At 72.7% G+C, this 13884-nt stretch carries 13 protein-coding genes; 6 read left to right on the forward strand and 7 right to left on the reverse strand.

Annotation, left to right across the window (positions count from 1 at the left end; genetic code table 11):
* Positions 1 to 200 precede the first annotated feature (200 nt).
* The 5 genes from ACOWU6_RS15430 (at position 201) to ACOWU6_RS15450 (ending at position 4087) form a co-directional block, all read left to right on the forward strand.
* Entirely contained in the window at positions 201 to 743 is a 543-nt protein-coding gene (locus ACOWU6_RS15430; protein ID WP_421076228.1) for an FHA domain-containing protein, read from the forward strand.
* Positions 740 to 1549 carry a PP2C family protein-serine/threonine phosphatase gene (locus ACOWU6_RS15435; protein ID WP_282980501.1) on the forward strand — a complete coding sequence of 270 codons (810 nt, stop codon included), beginning with the start codon at positions 740 to 742 and terminating at the stop codon, positions 1547 to 1549. Before ACOWU6_RS15430 ends, ACOWU6_RS15435 begins: the two co-directional genes overlap by 4 nt.
* Positions 1546 to 2061: an FHA domain-containing protein gene (locus ACOWU6_RS15440; RefSeq protein ID WP_421076229.1), complete on the forward strand. Its 516-nt coding sequence runs from the start codon at positions 1546 to 1548 to the stop codon at positions 2059 to 2061. The genes ACOWU6_RS15435 and ACOWU6_RS15440 overlap by 4 nt, the downstream gene beginning before the upstream one ends.
* Positions 2058 to 3602 (forward strand): serine/threonine-protein kinase, encoded by a 1545-nt coding sequence (locus ACOWU6_RS15445; RefSeq protein ID WP_421076230.1) that lies wholly within the window; start codon positions 2058 to 2060, stop codon positions 3600 to 3602. The genes ACOWU6_RS15440 and ACOWU6_RS15445 overlap by 4 nt, the downstream gene beginning before the upstream one ends.
* 62 nt (positions 3603 to 3664) lie before the next feature.
* The gene (locus ACOWU6_RS15450) at positions 3665 to 4087 is read left to right on the forward strand and encodes a recombinase family protein (protein ID WP_271174722.1); all 423 of its coding nucleotides are present in this window, start codon (positions 3665 to 3667) and stop codon (positions 4085 to 4087) included.
* A gap of 13 nt (positions 4088 to 4100) precedes the next feature.
* On the opposite strand, the gene ACOWU6_RS15455 is transcribed toward ACOWU6_RS15450, so the two are convergent.
* Complete coding sequence (locus ACOWU6_RS15455; RefSeq protein WP_271174721.1) at positions 4101 to 4364, reverse strand: glutaredoxin family protein; 264 nt, start codon at positions 4362 to 4364, stop codon at positions 4101 to 4103.
* 58 nt (positions 4365 to 4422) lie between these two features.
* On the opposite strand from ACOWU6_RS15455, the gene ACOWU6_RS15460 reads away from it, so the two are divergent.
* Positions 4423 to 5226 (forward strand): alpha/beta fold hydrolase, encoded by an 804-nt coding sequence (locus ACOWU6_RS15460; protein ID WP_421076231.1) that lies wholly within the window; start codon positions 4423 to 4425, stop codon positions 5224 to 5226.
* A gap of 9 nt (positions 5227 to 5235) precedes the next feature.
* Here ACOWU6_RS15460 and ACOWU6_RS15465 read toward each other — a convergent pair whose 3' ends face one another.
* The 6 genes from ACOWU6_RS15465 to ACOWU6_RS15490 all read right to left on the reverse strand — a co-directional run bounded on the left by ACOWU6_RS15465 (position 5236) and on the right by ACOWU6_RS15490 (position 13868).
* Positions 5236 to 6771: an alpha-N-arabinofuranosidase gene (locus ACOWU6_RS15465; protein ID WP_282980497.1), complete on the reverse strand. Its 1536-nt coding sequence runs from the start codon at positions 6769 to 6771 to the stop codon at positions 5236 to 5238.
* Between the two features lie 20 nt (positions 6772 to 6791).
* Positions 6792 to 7688, reverse strand: coding sequence for a carbohydrate ABC transporter permease (locus tag ACOWU6_RS15470; protein ID WP_271174718.1), 897 nt, complete (start codon positions 7686 to 7688; stop codon positions 6792 to 6794).
* Complete coding sequence (locus tag ACOWU6_RS15475; RefSeq protein ID WP_271174717.1) at positions 7685 to 8650, reverse strand: carbohydrate ABC transporter permease; 966 nt, start codon at positions 8648 to 8650, stop codon at positions 7685 to 7687. Before ACOWU6_RS15475 ends, ACOWU6_RS15470 begins: the two co-directional genes overlap by 4 nt.
* Positions 8647 to 9984, reverse strand: a complete 1338-nt coding sequence (locus ACOWU6_RS15480; RefSeq protein ID WP_421076232.1) for an extracellular solute-binding protein — start codon at positions 9982 to 9984, stop codon at positions 8647 to 8649. The genes ACOWU6_RS15475 and ACOWU6_RS15480 overlap by 4 nt, the downstream gene beginning before the upstream one ends.
* Positions 9985 to 10072: 88 nt before the next feature.
* Positions 10073 to 11098, reverse strand: a complete 1026-nt coding sequence (locus ACOWU6_RS15485) for a LacI family DNA-binding transcriptional regulator (RefSeq protein ID WP_421076233.1) — start codon at positions 11096 to 11098, stop codon at positions 10073 to 10075.
* A 100-nt stretch (positions 11099 to 11198) separates the two neighbouring features.
* Positions 11199 to 13868 carry a phosphoenolpyruvate carboxylase gene (locus ACOWU6_RS15490; protein WP_421076234.1) on the reverse strand — a complete coding sequence of 890 codons (2670 nt, stop codon included), beginning with the start codon at positions 13866 to 13868 and terminating at the stop codon, positions 11199 to 11201.
* Positions 13869 to 13884: the final 16 nt, after the last annotated feature.

Consider the following 13884-nt stretch of genomic DNA (forward strand, 5'->3'; position numbering starts at 1 on the left):
CTTCACCGTCTACCCACTCCTCCAGTCGATCGTGCTGCTCTTCCAGCAATGGCAGGGATACGGGACGCCTCGGTGGGTCGGATGGCAGAACCTCGAAACCCGCACCCCCGCGCGTGGGGGGCGGTTCCGCTCCAGTGGCTCCTCCCGCGCCCGCGACGCCGCCCCCGCCACCACGCTCGGAGCCGAGCGCCCCTCTCGGCGTGATCGCGTACGTTCCCGGCATCACGCAGGACCCGCCGGCGCCCGCGCCCACCCCGGCCCCCGCGCCCGCCCCGGCCCCGGCGCCCGCACGGGCCCCGGCCCCCGCGCCCGCCCCGGCCCCGGCGGAGGAGGTCTCCGACGACACGATCGTGCCGGGAGGCGACGCGCCCGACGGATACGACCCCCTTCTCGATGACACGATCGTCGTGCGCCGCGAGCCGCCGCGGCCGACCGCGACGCTCGTGTGGGACGACGGCGCCGTGCACACGGTCGACGGCTTCACGCTCTTCGGCCGGAACCCCTCGGGGGAGGGGGAGACCGTCGCCGTGCGCGACGAGAGCCTCTCGCTGTCGAAGACGCACTTCGCGCTCGACGTCGACGGCGACGGCGCGTGGATCACCGACCGCCACTCGACCAACGGCGTCGTCATCGTGCGCGGCGGCGACCGCATCGACGTCGTGCCCGGAGAGCGCACGCCGCTCGTCGAGGGCGACGTGCTCGAGATGGGCGACCGGACGGCGACCTACGGGGCGCCCGCATGACCGCGCCGATCACGGTCGCGGTCGGCGCCGCAACGGACACCGGTCGCCGCCGGGCGATCAACGAGGACGCGCTGCTCGCGTCCGCCCCGGTGTTCCTCGTCGCAGACGGGATGGGCGGGCACGACGCGGGCGAGGTGGCATCGCGGATGGCGGTGGCCGCGTTCGCGGACCTCGTCGGGCGCGATCACCTCACGGTCGACGAGGTGCGCGAGGCCGTCGAGGCCGCCCGCCGGCGCATCGACGCGTTCTCGTCCTCCCGCGAGACGGGCGCGGGGACGACCCTGTCGGGGGTCGTCATCGTCGACGTGCGCGGAGCGGGCTACTGGCTCGCGCTCAACATCGGCGACTCGCGCACCTACCGGCTCGCGGGCGACCGCCTCGAGCAGATCAGCGTCGACCACTCGCTCGTGCAGGAGCTCGTCGACTCGGGGCGCCTCGCCGAGGCCGACGCCGAGCGCGACCCGCGCCGCAACGTCATCACGCGCGCCCTGGGAGCGGGCAGCAGCGAGCGGGTGGACTTCTGGATGCTTCCGGCGAGCCGCGGCGACCGCCTGCTCATCTGCTCGGATGGCCTGCCGCGCGAGGTCGGGCGCGATCAGATCGCGGCCATCCTGAGCGCCGAGGACGACCCGCAGGCGGCGGCGAGCCGACTGGTCGAGGCGGCCGTCGCACGCGGCGGCCGCGACAACGTCTCCGTGATCGTCGTCGACGCCGTGCACGTCGCATGGCACGACGGAGACACGGGCACCCGCGACATCGACGCCGACACGCGGCCGCGCGAGCCGGTGGGGGGTCGACGGGCATGACGGCCGGCGATCAGCGCGAGGCGGCGGCCGACACGATCGCCCCGACGGGAGACGGGCTCGGCGACCACGACGGCGCGACGATCTCGGCCGCCGACCTCCGGGGCCTGCGCGGGGACCATGACGGCACGACCATCCCGCGCGGCGAGCGCTCGGCCGCTCCCACGCGGACGGCACGCGCCCGCATCCGCCTCTCGAGCGGCGAGGTCGTCGCGCTCGATCGTCCGATCGTGATCGGGCGCCGTCCGCGCGCGACCCGATCGACCGGCGCCGAGCTGCCGCACCTCGTCTCGGTCGAGAGCCCGTCGCTCGACATCTCGCGCAGTCATGTCGAGGTCATCCCCGACGCCGACAGCGTCGTCGTCGTCGACCTCCACTCGACGAACGGCACGACGCTCCTGCGCGGCGGGGAGGAGCCCGTGCAGCTCCACCCGGGCGAGCACACGGTGGTCGTGACGGGCGACGTCGTCGATCTCGGCGACGGCGTCTCCTTCGCGTTCGAGGACCTGCCGTGAACCAGCGCCGGCCGCCCGCCCCTCCGCCGCGCATCCCGGGCTTCCAGTGCATCGAGCTGCTCGGGTCGGGCGGCTTCGCCGACGTGTACCGGTACGAGCAGGAGCTCCCGCGTCGCCAGGTCGCGATCAAGGTCCTCCTGCCCGATCGGATGGGCGCGACCGCAGGCCAGTTCACCGCCGAGGCGAACACCATGGCGATGCTCTCGAGCCATCCCGCGATCGTCACGATCCTGCAGGCCGGCGTCTCCGACGACGGTCGGCCCTACCTCGTCATGGAGTACTGCCCCGGCGCGAACCTGCAGGTGCGGTACCGACGCGAGCCGTTCTCGGTCGCGGAGGCGCTGCGCGTGGGCATCCCGATCGCCGCGGCCGTCGAGACCGCGCACCGCGCGGGCGTGCTCCACCGCGACATCAAGCCCGCGAACATCCTCGTGACCGAGTACGGGCGGCCCGCGCTCACCGACTTCGGCATCGCCGCGACCGCGCACGGGCCGACCGAGACGACCGGCATGTCGATCCCCTGGTCGCCGCCCGAGTCGTTCGGCGACGTCGCGCGCAGCGGCCCGCGCTCCGACGTGTACCAGCTCGGCGCGACCGTCTACACGCTGCTCGCGGGCCGCTCGCCGTTCGAGGTCGCGGGCCAGAGCAACGCGAGCGCCGACCTCATCGACCGGATCGAGCGGATGCCGCTGCCGTCGCTCGATCGACCGGACGTGCCGGAGGCGCTCCAGAGCGTGCTCGAGCGCGCGATGGCCAAGGATCCGGCCGACCGCCACACGAGTGCGCTGGCCTTCGCGCGCGCTCTGCAGAAGGTGCAGATCGAGCTCGCGCACGCGGTCACGCCGATCGACATCATCGACGAGGGCGCCAGGGGCGACCGCGACGAGGACGAGGACGGCGGCCTCACGCGCGTCCGCGCCGTCATGAGCATCGCCCCCGACGCCGCCGACGTGGCGACGTCGCCGCGCCCGGCGGCGGCAGAGACCATCCGCCGGGGCGCGCAGGACGAGGCGACCGTCGTGCGCGGGGCCCGCAGCATCCATCCCGACGACGCCACGGTCATCCGCCCTCCCGTGCCCGCGTCGGCTCCCGAGTCGACCATCCCGCGCCGCGAGATCGCGGCCGAGGCGCCGCGGCGGGGTCGGTGGGGATGGTGGGTGTCGGTCGGCGTGATCGCGCTCGCCGCGGTCGCCGTCATCGGCTTCGGGCTGCCCGCGCTGCTCGCCGAGCCCGAGCCGGAGGACACGCCGGCGCAGACGGTCGCGCCGCAGGACCCGATCGTCGCCGTCCCGTCCGTTGCCGACCTCCAGGGCGCCGTGCGGGGCGACGAGGTCGTGTTCACCTGGACGAACCCCGAGCCGGAGGAGGGCGACAGCTACCTCTGGACCATCGCGAGCGTCGCCGGCGAGCCGGACTACGAGCGGACCGTCGAGCCGACGGTGACCGTGCCGGCCGCGGACGGCGAGACGTGCGTCGAGGTGGTGCTCCGGCGCGCGAGCGGGACGAGCTCCGAGCCCGCCGTCGCGTGCGTCGGCGGCTGACCGGCGCGCCGGGGGTGGGCATCCGCACCGCGGGCACGGCACAATGGACGTGGAGGAGCACCATGAGCCACGCAGACACCGCCGAGACCGAGATCCATCAGGCTTCGGAGTGCCCGAAGTGCTTCGTCGAGCTCCAGCGGGACGGCGGATGGTGGCAGGCGCGTCCTGCGGGATCGCGTCTCGTGGGCCTCGTCGTGCAGCGCGACGACATGCCGTCGGTGATCCAGCAGCGCGAGGACCTCACGCGCTTCGGCGTGCCGATCGAGGGCTTCCGGCACCCCGCGCCCGACATCCTCGAATCATGGGAGGAGCGCCTGCAGCGCCTCTTCTCGCGCCTGAAGTCGGGCGATGTCGTCGTCGTCGCGAGCGTGCACGCGCTGGGCCGCGACGCGGCGGAGGAGGTGCGCACGATCGCCGAGCTCTCGCGCCGCGGCGTCGTCGTGAAGGTGCTCGGCCACGGCCAGAAGCACCTCCACGACGCCTGATCGCGCGAGGGCCTCAGATGAGGGCGAGCTCCTTGAGCTTCGCCTCGACGTCGGCGTTCGACGGCTCGACGTGGTGGGTCGCGTCGGGGTAGACCACGACCGGGATGTTCGTGCGTCCCGAGATCTCCTTGGCGACCTCGGCGGCCGCGGGCTCGGCCTCGAGGTCGACGTACGTGTACGCGACGCCGAGCTCATCGAGCTGCGCCTTGGTGCGGCGGCAGTCGCGGCACCACTCGGCGCCGAACATGGTGATCTCGTTGGTGGCGGAAGTCGTCATGCCTTCCAGGTTACGCGCGCTGCGGGGCGGGGGGTCCGCGCGATCGTAGGCTGAGAGGATGGGTGCGCTCGAGGACGCGGCGGAGGCCGCGGATGACGTGATCGACGAGCTGGCGGGGGCGCCGGAGGACGGCCGCATCTCGCGCTTCACGTGGCAGGGCGCGACCCTCGTCGCCGAGGAGCGCGGAGCGGGCGAGCCCGTCTTCCTCCTCGTGCACGGGATCGGCATGGGCCGCCGCGTCTTCGCCGACGTCGCCGTCCACCTCGCCGAGCGCGGGCGGGCGATCGCGATCGACCAGCCCGGATACGGGGAGGCGCCCGAGCCGCCGCGGACGCCGTCGATCGAGCGCGTCGCCGACCTCATCGCGGCGTTCATCCGCGATCGCCGTCTCGAGCGCCCGGTCCTCATCGGGCACTCGATGGGCACGCAGGTCGTCGCCGAGATCGCGGCCCGCCACCCGGATCTCGCGGGGCCGGTGGTCCTCGTCGCCCCGACCGTCGACTCCGAGGCGCGCCGCGCCGTCCCCCAGCTGCTGCGGCTCGGGCGCGACCTCCTCGGCGAGAGCCTCAAGGTGCTCGTGCTCGGTGCGAGGGAGTACCTGCGGGCCGGCCCGAACCTGCGGCGCAAGATGAAGGCGATGCTGTCGCATCGCCCCGAGGACGCGTACGAGAGGATCCGCTCGCGCACGCTCGTCGTGCGGGGCGCGAACGACGTCGTCTGCCCGCCCGTGTGGGTGCGCCGCGTCGCGGAGCTCGTGCCCGACGCGACCTCGATCGAGATCCCCGGCCACGGGCACGAGACGATGATCCGCGACGGCGCCCCCGCGGCCGAGCGCATCCTGGCGTGGCTCGACCGCGGGTGACGCGTCGGATCAGGCCGTCGCGGCGTCGAGGACGATGACCGCCCACGACATCGGCGGCAGGGTGGCGCGCACGGCGCCGTCGGCGATGCCCGCGTCGCGCAGGGGGACGAGCCCCACGCGGTCCTGATCGTCGGCGACGTTCGCGGAGCGCCGGTCGCCGCCCTCGGGCACGGTCAGCACCTCGGCCGAGCGGATGGCCGTGGCTGCGAGCCCGCGCAGGTCGACCGTGACGTCGCCGGCCTCCTCGAGCGAGCGGTTCGCGACGAACAGCGCGATCGTCCCGCTCGCCTCGTCCCACGTCGCGGCCGCGTCGATCGCGTCGACGTCGCCGAACTTGCGCGTGCTCGTCTGCGACGAGTCGACCGCGAGCCGCAGGATCCGCCCCTGCGCGAGACGCGCCATCCGCGCGAACGGCCAGAAGATCGACTGGCGCCACGCGGGCCCGCCCTCCTCCGAGCGGATCGGCGCGATGACGTTGACGAGCTGGGCCTGGTTGGCGATGCGCACGCGGTCGCCGTGGCGCAGCAGACTGTGCAGCAGGGTGCCGACGACGACGGCGTCGGCGACGTCGTACGTGTCCTCGATGAGGCGCGGGTGCTCGCGCCATCCCGCCGCCTCGATCTCGCGCGCCTCGTGGTCGTTGTACCGGTCCTGGTCCCAGACGTTCCACTCGTCGAACGAGATGTCGACCTGCTTGCGGTGCTTGCCCGCGGCCTTCACGGCGTCGATCGTCGCGATCACGCCGTCGATGAACGCGTCCATGTCGACGCCCTCGGCCAGGAACGACGCGGCGTCGCCGTCGCGCTCCTGGTAGTACGCGTGCATCGAGATGTAGTCGACCTCCTCGTACGCGTGCGTGAGCACGGTGTGCTCCCACGTGCCGAAGGTCGGCATCTGCCGGTTCGACGATCCCACCGCGACGAGCTCGATCGTCGGGTCGACCAGGCGCATCGCCTTCGCCGTCTCCTGCGCGAGGCGGCCGTACTCGTGCGCGGTCTTGTGGCCGATCTGCCACGGCCCGTCGAGCTCGTTGCCGAGGCACCACAGGCGGATGTCGAACGGGTCGGCTGCGCCGTTGCGGCGGCGCAGGTCCGACCAGTAGGTGCCGCCGGGGTGGTTCGCGTACTCGACGAGCGCGCGCGCCTCCTCGACGCCGCGCGTGCCGAGGTTCACGGCCTCCATGACCTCGACGCCCGCCTCTTCCGCCCACTCGACGAACTCGTGCAGGCCGAAGGCGTTGGTCTCGATCGTGTGCCATGCGCCGTCCAGCCGGCGCGGGCGCTGGTCGACCGGCCCGACGCCGTCCTCCCACAGGTAGCCCGAGACGAAGTTGCCTCCGGGGTAGCGGACGACGGTCGGCCCCAGCTCCTTCACGAGCTGCAGCACGTCGCGCCGGAAGCCCCGCTCGTCGGCCTGCGGGTGGCCGGGCTCGAAGATGCCGGTGTAGACGCAGCGTCCCATGTGCTCGACGAACGATCCGAAGAGCCGGCGCGGCACGTCGGCGATCGTGAAGTCGCGGTCGATGGTGATGCGGGCGCGGGTCATTTCTCTCCTGGTTCCGGGTGTCACTGGCCGCCGAAGCCGGTGGTCGCGACGCCCTTGACGATCTGCTTCTGGAAGATGAGGAACACGATGATGAGCGGCAGCGCGGCGAGCACGGCCTGCGCCATCACCTGCGCGTACTGCACGCCGTAGGCGCTGATGACGGTCTGCAGGCCGACCGGCAGCGTCATGAGCGTCGTGTCGTTGATGACGAGGAACGGCCAGAGGAAGTTGTTCCACGCGCCGATGAACACGAAGATCGCGACCGACGCGAGGATGGGCCGCGACAGCGGGAGCACGATCGACCAGAACACGCGGAAGCGGCTCGCGCCGTCCACGCGGGCGGCGTCCTCGAGCTCGATCGGCACGGCGTCGAAGAACTGCTTGAGGATGAACACCATCGCCGGGGCGACGACCTGCGGCAGGATGAGGCCCCAGTGCGTGTCGATCATGTTGAACGCGAGCATCTCGTAGAACAGCGGGATGATGAGCGCCTGCGGCGGCACGACGATCGCGGCGATGACGGCCACGTAGAGCCAGCGCCGCCCGGTGAAGTCGAGCCGCGAGAACGCGTAGGCGGCCATCGCGGAGATCGCGAGCGTGATGGCCGTCACGGCGGCCGACGTCCAGAGGCTGTTGAAGGCCCAGATCCACACGTTGCCCTGCGAGAGGATGGCCGTGAACGCGTCGGTCGTGGGGCCGCTCGGCCCGATCCACGAGGGGTCGCCCGATGCGGCGTCGGTCTCGGTCTTGAACGCGGTCGCGACCGCCCACAGGAACGGCAGCAGCCATCCGATCGCGAGGAGCAGGAGCACCGCGAACGCGACGATCCGCAGCGGGCCGAACCGCCGCGCCCCGGGCTTGCGCTCGGCGCGGCGCGCGGTGGACGGGGTGACGAGGGTCTGCGTGACGGTGGTCATCGCTGCTCCTTCCTGCGCGCGGCGGCGGCACCACGGGACATGATCGCCGCCTGGGCGACGCCGATGATGACGATGAGCGCGAAGAACACGTAGGAGATGGCTGCCGAGTAGCCGAAGCGGTAGCCGACGAAGCCGGCCTCGTACATGTACTGCACGATGGAGCGCGTGGTGTCGCTCGCGACGCCGCCGAGCATCTGGTACGCCTGGTCGAACAGCTTGAGCGACGCGAGGATCTGCAGCATCACGATGAGGACCGTCGCGGGCCCGAGCTGCGGGATCGTGATCGACCAGAGCTGGCGCCACGGCCCCGCGCCGTCGAGCGACGCGGCCTCGTACTGCTGGGCGGGGATGTTCTGGAGGGCCGCGAGGTAGAGCAGGAAGTTGAACCCGACCGTCCACCATACGGTCGCGATGACGATCGCGATCATGTTCGTGTCGGGGTTCTGCAGCCACGCGATGGGGGCGAGCCCGAGCGCCTCGAGGATGTTGTTGGCCGCGCCGATCTGCGGGTTGAAGATCCACACCCAGATCTGCGAGATGACGGTCGAGGCGAGGAGGAACGGCATGAAGAACGACAGCCGCCACAGCCACTGGCCGGGGATGCCGCGGTCGACGAGCACCGCCATGACGAGCGCGATGACGACGAGGGGAACGGTCGAGAGCACCGTGAACCAGAGGGTGTTCCCGAGCGAGCGCCACATGACGGGGTCGGCGAGGGCCTCGGCGTAGTTCGCGAAGCCGACGAGGTCGCCGCCCGCGCCGGTCAGGGACTGGTTCGTGAAGCTCAGGTAGATGCCGTGGAGGATCGGCCACACGAGGAAGAGCGCGAACGCGATGAGGAACGGCGCGAGGAAGACCCAGCTCACGAGCTGCTCGCTGCGCTGGGCTCCGACGTGACGGCGTCCGCCGCGCTGCGCGCCGCCGGTGACGATCGTGCGGGTGGTGGGAGCTGCGGTCGTCATGACTGCCACGTCCCCTCGGGGTCGGCCGGGTTCGGCTTGGAGAGCATGCTGTCGACGCGCGCCTGGAAGGCCGCGATGGCGGCGGCGGGGTCGCCGCCGCTGAGGAGCACGTCCTGCACGGACGCGCCGAAGTCGCCCTGGAAGTTCGAGCCAGAGCCGGTGAACCACGCGGGCGGGTCGTACGCGACGTTCTCTGCCGCATTCGCGTAGTGCGCCTGGGGGACGAGATCGGCGTAGTCGGGCGACTCCGTGATCGGCAGGTAGGCCGGGATGTGGCCCGCCCCCGCCCAGTCGAACGAGCCCTTGAGGATGTCGGCGACGAACCGGTACGTGAGGTCGCGCTTGACGGGGTCGGGGCTCGTCTGGTGCGGCAGCACGAACGAGTGCGAGTCGGCGTACACGGAGTCGGTGCCGTAGAGCGTGGGGATGGTCGTCGCGTCGAACGGGATGCCCGCGTTCTGCATGGTCCGCAGCTCCCACACGCCCGTGAGGAACATGCCGCTGCGGCCCGTCGCGAACTCGGCGACGGCCGACTGGTAGTCGTTCTGCGGGGCGGCGATCTCGCCGTCCAGCAGGCTCTGCATGAGCGTGAGCGACTCGACGGCCGCGTCCTGGTCGAGCACGCTCTTCCCGCCCTCGGGCAGCTCCATCGCGAGCCCGTGCTGCGTGTAGAGGGTGTAGAAGAGACGCCACATCTGAGCGCCATCGCCGAGGTACCCGTACGAGAGGCCGTGGCTCTCCGACGATCCGGCCACGGCCCGCGTGAGCTCGAGGAACTCCTCGGGCGACGACGTCGGCAGGAGCCGCCCGTCGCTGTCGAGCACGCCGGCGGCGTCGCAGATGTCGGTGTTGAACATGAGGATGAACGGGTGCGCGTCGAGCGCGACGCTGTAGAGCTCGCCGCCCGCGAAGCCCTTCTCCCAGATCGGCGCGGGGAAGGTGCTCTCGTCGACGCCGAGCTCGGCGAGCCGGTCGACGTCCCACGGGTCGAGCAGGCCGCCCGGCGCGTAGCCCGCCACGCGCGTGGCGTGCATGACCGCGACCTCGGGCGCGCGCCCGCCCGTCGCCGCCATCGCGAGCTTGGTGTAGTACGGCGAGCCCCACGCGAGGACGGTGGGGCGGATGCGGTACTCCTCCTGCGCGGCGTTGACGCCGTCGAGGAGGCCCGACATCGTCACGCCGTCGCCGCCGGAGAGCAGGTGCCAGAACTGCAGCTGCTGCGCGCCGCGGGCGGCGCTCGCCGGGGTGCAGCCGGCGATGAGCGCCGTCCCCGCGAGAGCCGCGGCGCCCGCGAAGAGCTGGCGCCGCGTGATGTGGACCTGTGGTGATGCCATCGCCACTCCTTCGTGACCGTCTGACAGAGACGACGCCATCATTACATCGATGTAATGGATGCGCAAGGGGCGCGCGGAGGCGAGCCGCTCACGAGCGGTCGGTGCTCGCGCGGACGATGAGCTCGTGAGCGACCTGCACGGCGCGCGGCGCCTGCGACCGGTCGGACATCCGGCTCTCGAGCAGCGTGACGGCCTCCCGCGCGAAGGCGCCTCGGTCGAAGCGGATGGTCGTCAGGGCGGGGGTCGCGAAGCGCGCGGGCTCGACGTCGTCGAACCCCGCGACGAGCACGTCGTCGGGGACGCGGAGCCCGTGCGCGTGCAGGGCGTGCAGCGCGCCGATCGCGATCGAGTCGGTGAACGCGACGACGGCGTCGAACGGGGTCCCGCGCGCGACGAGCTCGTCGATGCCGGCCGCGCCCGCCGCCATGGTCCAGGGGAAGCGGTTGACCTCGAGCGCGGGATCGAGGGGGATCCCCGCGTCTGCGAGCGCCTCGCGGTAGCCGGCGAGCCGCAGCCGGCTCGTGGCGGTCGCGATCTCCGACGCGTCGTCGCCCCCGACGGCCGCGATCCGGCGCGCGCCGCGCTCGAGGAGGTGGCGGGTGACCTCGCGCGAGGCCGCGAGGCTGTCGACGAACACGCGGTCGGTGACGTGCTGCTCGACCTCGCCGATGAGCACGACGGGCGGCAGGTGATCGGCGTGCTCGACCGCGCTGTCCTCGAGGCGGATCGGGTTGAGGATGAGCCCGTCGATGAGGTGCGCGCGGGCGCGCGAGATGAGCTCGTACTCGCGGCCGGGCTCGGCGGCCGTCTCCTCGATCTGCACCGCGAAGCCGCGCTCGTGGGCGACGTCGAGGATGCTGTCGAGCAGCTCGGCCGAGAACGCGGTCGCGAGATCCGGCAGCGCGACCGCGATCGTGCCCGAGCGGCCGTTGCGGAGGCCGCGCGCACTGAGGTTGGGCACGAAGTCGAGCTCGGCCATCGCCCTCTCGACCCGCTCGGTCGTCTCGGGGCGGACGAAGACCGTGCCCGTCACGACGTTGGAGACGGTCTTCGGCGACACTCCGGCGAGCGCCGCCACGTCCTTCATGGTGGCCCGCATCGCCCTCCTCGCCATCCGCTCAGAATAGACGCCCCCCTGTGCGTGTCTCACTCGGCGCGGGAATGCCGCCGGCATTCCCGCGCCGAGTGAGACACGCAGGGGAGAGCGGGCGGGATCAGCCGGTGTTCTGCAGACCGGCTGCGACGCCCGAGACCGACAGGAGCAGGAGGCGCTGCTGCTCGGGGTCGGCGTTCCCACCCGCCGGCGTCTCGCGCAGCGCGCGGAGGGCGCGCAGCTGCAGAAGCGAGAGCGCGTCGACGTACGGGCTGCGGAGCTTGACCGCGCGCTGGAGCACGGGCTTGTTCGCGAGGAGCCCGTCGCCGCCCACGATCCGCACGACCCACGAGCGCGTGAGCGCCATCTCGTCCATGACGAGCGCGGCGAGGTCGTCGCGGTCGCCGAGGGCGAGGTACTGGCGGGCGATGCGGTCGTCTGCCTTCGCGAGGCTCATCGCGACGTTGTCGATCATCGTGCGGAAGAGCGGCCACTCGGCGTAGGCGGCCCGCAGCCGCTCCTCGTCGCCGACCGACTCGAGCGCGGTGCCGAGCCCGAACCATCCGGCGAGGTTGATGCGCGCCTGCGTCCACGCGAACACCCACGGGATGGCGCGGAGGTCCTCGAGCGACTCGACCGAGAGCCCGCGGCGGGCCGGGCGCGAGCCGAGCGCGAGCAGCCCGATCTCCTCCATGGGTGTCACGGTGGCGAACCACGGCGCGAAGCCCGGGGCCTTCACGAGGTCGAAGAACCGCGCGCGCGAGGTCGTCTCCATGACCTGCGCGATGTCGGCGTACCGCTCGGCGGCCGTGCGGTTGCGGTCCTCGTTCGAGGGCGCGCCCGCCGTGAGGATGGCCGCGGCGACCTGGTCGATGTGGCGCATCGCGATGTCGGGGTCGCCGTAGCGGGCGAAGATGACCTCGCCCTGCTCGGTCAGCTTGAAGCGGCCGTCGACCGAGTGCGGCGGCTGCGCGAGGATCGCGCTGTTCGCGGGGCCGCCGCCGCGGCCGAGGGCGCCGCCGCGGCCGTGGAAGAGCGTGAGCTCGATGCGGTTCTCCTGCGCCCACGCGGCGATCGCCGCCTGCGCCTCGTACAGGGCGAGGTTCGCCGCGACGGGGCCGACGTCCTTCGACGAGTCGGAGTAGCCGAGCATGACCTCGAGGCGGCGGCCGGTCGCGTCGAGGCGCGACGCGAACTCGGGGTGCTCGACGATCTCGGCGAGGATGCGCGGCGCGGCCTGCAGGTCGGCGAACGTCTCGAAGAGGGGGATGACGTCGAGCACGGGCGCGGGCCCCGCGTCGCCGACCGCGTAGCGCGCGAGGCGGTGCACGTTCGCCAGGTCGTCGGCGGACTGCGTGAACGACACGATGTAGCGGCCGGCCGCGCGCGGCCCGAAGCGCTCCTGGATGAACGCGATCGCGCGGAAGACCTCGAGGACCTCCTCGGCCAGCTCGCTGCGCGGGCCGCCCGCGTCGAGCTCGGCGAGGACCTTCGCGTGCACGGCCGAGTGCTGGCGCACCTCGAGCTCGGCGAGGTGGAAGCCGTAGGTCTCCACCTGCCAGATGAGGTGCTGCAGGGTGCCGTACGCCTGACGCGCGGCGCCCGCGTCGGCCAGCGACGTCTGCACGATCCGCAGGTCGGCGAGCAGGTGCTCGGGGTCGCGGTAGGCCAGGTCGGCGTCGCGCGTGCGGGTCGCCGTGATGCGGCGTGCGATGAGGAGCAGGATGCGCCGGTGCGGCTCGTTGGGGGAGCGCTTGGCGATGTCGGCGGCGGCGTCCTCGTCGGCGCTGCGCAGGCGCTCCCAGAGCGCGAGCAGCTCGTCGCTCGGCGGCGTGGAGGTCGCGTCGAGCGTGAGCCCGCGGCCCACGCGCTGCGCGGCGCGCTCGAGGCCGAGGAGCACGTGCTCGCTCGCGATCGCGGCGGCCTTGCGGCTCACCTTGGCCGTGACGAACGGGTTGCCGTCGCGGTCGCCGCCGACCCAGCTGCCCACGCGGACGAACGGGCGCACGACGGGCGGCCGGTCGCCGTCGACGCCGCCGTGGATGGCGTCGTCGACGCGGCGGTACATCTCGGGGACGGCCGTGAAGAGCGTGTCGTCGAAGACCGCCATGACCGCGCGCACCTCGTCGGTCGGCGACGGCTTCTCGGGGCGGATGGGCGCGGTGCGCCACAGGGTGTCGATCTCCTCGAGCATGAGGCGCTGCGTGCGCTGCGCGGCCGAGCCGCCCTCGGGTGCGGCGCCCAGCTCGTCGACGAGGGCCGACAGACGGCGGATGCTCGTCGAGACCGCGCGGCGGCGGGCCTCGGTCGGGTGGGCCGTGAAGACGGGGTGGAAGCGCAGCGCCTGCAGGCGCTCGCGCGCCGCGTCCTCGCCGATCTCGCCGGCGAGCTCGGCGAACGCGCCGGCGATCGTGCCGCGCGGGTCGCGCTCGGGCTGGCCGTCGCGCTCGCGGAGCACGCGCACGCGGTGGTGCTCCTCGGCGAGGTTCACGAGGTGGAAGTAGCACGTGAACGCCCGTGCGACCTCGTCTGCCCGCTGGATCGAGAACGAGTCGGCGATCCGGACGGCCCGGTCGAAGGCCTCGGGGCTGGGGTCCGTGTACGCGTGGATGGTCGCGACGCGCAGGCGCTCGACGTCGTCGAACAGGCCGGCCGAGCCGCTCTCGCGAAGCACCTGGCCGAGGAGGGAGCCCAGCAGGCGCACGTCGGCGCGCATCTGCTCGGGGATCTCCTGCTCCGCTTCCAGTCGCCCGACGGCGTCGAGAACTTCCGTGGGGGTGGGATCGTGCATGCAGACAACGCTAGCG

This window comes from Microbacterium sp. SA156 (assembly GCF_049065455.1).
GTDB lineage: Bacteria > Actinomycetota > Actinomycetes > Actinomycetales > Microbacteriaceae > Microbacterium > Microbacterium barkeri.

Bases quoted from the DNA above. Each gene is read 5' to 3' on its own strand.
- ACOWU6_RS15435 (WP_282980501.1), top strand. From the start codon at position 740: ATGACCGCGCCGATCACGGTCGCGGTCGGCGCCGCAACGGACACCGGT.
- ACOWU6_RS15460 (WP_421076231.1), top strand. From the start codon at position 4,423: ATGGGTGCGCTCGAGGACGCGGCGGAGGCCGCGGATGACGTGATCGAC.
- ACOWU6_RS15470 (WP_271174718.1), bottom strand. From the start codon at position 7,688: ATGACCACCGTCACGCAGACCCTCGTCACCCCGTCCACCGCGCGCCGC.
- ACOWU6_RS15480 (WP_421076232.1), bottom strand. From the start codon at position 9,984: ATGGCATCACCACAGGTCCACATCACGCGGCGCCAGCTCTTCGCGGGC.
- ACOWU6_RS15475 (WP_271174717.1), bottom strand. From the start codon at position 8,650: ATGACGACCGCAGCTCCCACCACCCGCACGATCGTCACCGGCGGCGCG.
- ACOWU6_RS15490 (WP_421076234.1), bottom strand. From the start codon at position 13,868: ATGCACGATCCCACCCCCACGGAAGTTCTCGACGCCGTCGGGCGACTG.
- ACOWU6_RS15455 (WP_271174721.1), bottom strand. From the start codon at position 4,364: ATGACGACTTCCGCCACCAACGAGATCACCATGTTCGGCGCCGAGTGG.
- ACOWU6_RS15440 (WP_421076229.1), top strand. From the start codon at position 1,546: ATGACGGCCGGCGATCAGCGCGAGGCGGCGGCCGACACGATCGCCCCG.
- ACOWU6_RS15485 (WP_421076233.1), bottom strand. From the start codon at position 11,098: ATGGCGAGGAGGGCGATGCGGGCCACCATGAAGGACGTGGCGGCGCTC.
- ACOWU6_RS15465 (WP_282980497.1), bottom strand. From the start codon at position 6,771: ATGACCCGCGCCCGCATCACCATCGACCGCGACTTCACGATCGCCGAC.
- ACOWU6_RS15450 (WP_271174722.1), top strand. From the start codon at position 3,665: ATGAGCCACGCAGACACCGCCGAGACCGAGATCCATCAGGCTTCGGAG.